The organism is Micromonospora sp. NPDC050980 (assembly GCF_040653835.1).
GTDB lineage: Bacteria > Actinomycetota > Actinomycetes > Mycobacteriales > Micromonosporaceae > Micromonospora.
Genome location: NZ_JBFAGS010000071.1, coordinates 1 through 1,660, shown reverse-complemented (window position 1 = coordinate 1,660; position 1,660 = coordinate 1). Strand labels below are relative to the sequence as shown.

The 1,660-nt window shown below is 75.5% G+C and carries 1 protein-coding gene and 2 pseudogenes; all 3 read left to right on the top strand.

What is annotated here, in order from left to right:
- Positions 1-243 (top strand): annotated as a pseudogene (locus tag AB0H28_RS30070) (glycosyltransferase family 1 protein); the annotation flags it as partial.
- The gene (locus AB0H28_RS30065; protein WP_358047518.1) at positions 228-1,445 is read left to right on the top strand and encodes a glycosyltransferase; all 1,218 of its coding nucleotides are present in this window, start codon (positions 228-230) and stop codon (positions 1,443-1,445) included. The pseudogene AB0H28_RS30070 and the gene AB0H28_RS30065, both read left to right, overlap by 16 nt.
- Positions 1,445-1,660, top strand: a pseudogene (locus tag AB0H28_RS30060) (phosphoheptose isomerase); the annotation flags it as partial. The gene AB0H28_RS30065 and the pseudogene AB0H28_RS30060, both read left to right, overlap by 1 nt.

Genomic DNA, 1,660 nt, shown 5'->3' with positions numbered 1-1,660 from the left:
GGCATGCCCGTCGTCGCCCTCGCCACCACCGAAGCGGTCGAAGCCATACCACCGGACGCCGGGGTGCTCTCCACCCGGGTCGACGTGCTGGTCGAGGCGACGCGCTGGCTGGCCCGGGACGCCGACGCCGCGCGCCGGCTCGGCGCCCGGGCACGCGAGGTGGCCAGGGAACGGTTCGGTCTGGACCGGTTCCTGGCCGACTGGGATCGGATCTTGGAGGAGGAAACATGCACATCGCGATGATCTCGGAGCACGCCAGCCCGCTCGCCGTCCTCGGCGAGGAGGACGCCGGCGGCCAGAACACACACGTCGCCGAACTCGCCTGCGCGCTCGTCGAGGCGGGCCACGACGTGCGCGTCTACACCCGCCGCGACTCCCCCGCGCAGCCCGAGGCGATCACCGCCCCGGACGGCGGCTACCAGGTGTGCCATGTGCCGGCCGGCCCCGCCCGGCGGGTGCCGAAGGACGAGCTGCTGCCGTACATGGGCGAGTTCGGCAACTGGCTGGCGGACACCTGGCGGCGCGGCTGGACCCCGCAGGTGGCGCACGCCCACTTCTGGATGAGCGGACTGGCCACGGTGCACGCGGGTCGTCGCACCGGCGTGCCGACCGTGCTGACCTACCACGCGCTCGGCACCGTGAAGCGCCGTCACCAGGGCGGCCGGGACACCAGCCCACCGGGGCGGATCGGCTACGAGCGGGCGCTCGGCCGGGCCGTCGACCGGGTCGTCGTGCAGTGCGAGGACGAGGTGGCCGAGCTGGTCCGGATGGGCGTGCCGCGGTCCCGGATGGCACTCGTCCCCTCCGGCGTCAACCAGTCGGTGTTCCGCCCGGACGGCCCGGTCGCGCCCCGCGACCCGGCCCGCCCGCGCATCCTCACCGTGGGGCGGATGGTCGAGCGCAAGGGCTTCCTCGACGTCGTCCGGGCGCTGCCGGCGGTGCCAGGCGCCGAATGCGTGGTCGTCGGCGGCCCGCCGGCCGACCTGCTGCCCGCCGACACGTTCGCCCGCCGGTTGTCCGCGCTCGCCGAGTCGTGCGGCGTGGCCGACCGGGTACGACTGCTCGGCGGCGTGCCCCGCGAGGAGATGGGCACCTGGTACCGGTCGGCCGACGTGCTCGTGGCCGCCCCCTGGTACGAGCCGTTCGGGCTCACCCCGCTGGAGGGGATGGCCTGCGGCGTGCCGGTGGTCGGCACCGATGTCGGTGGCATCGCCGACAGCGTGGTGGACGGGCTCACCGGCGACCTGGTGCCGCCGCGTGACCCCCGGGCGCTGGGCGTCGCGCTGCGCCGGCTGCTCAGCGACAACGTGCGCCGGTTCGCGTACGCCACCGCCGCGCTCGACCGCATCCGCAGCCGCTACTCCTGGAAGCGCTGCGCCGAGCAGCTCGGCGCGGTCTACGACGCGCTGACCACCGCCGCCCGGCCCGCCCAGGCGGTGGCGTGATGACGCACGCCGACCCGCTCGACACCCACCTGTCCGGGCTGGCCGCCGCCCTGCTGCCGTACCGCCGGGAGGCGCAGCGGCTGGCCGGCTGGGGCAGTGAGCTGGCCTGGACGCTGGTCCGGGGCGGCCGGTTGCTGGTGGCCGGCAACGGCGGCAGCGCCGCCGAAGCCCAACACCTCACCGCCGAACTCGTCGGCAAACTCCGCGACGACCGC

What these genes read in the sequence shown, in the direction of transcription:
- AB0H28_RS30065 (WP_358047518.1), top strand. Translation starts at nt 228, where the DNA reads ATGCACATCGCGATGATCTCGGAGCACGCCAGCCCGCTCGCCGTCCTC.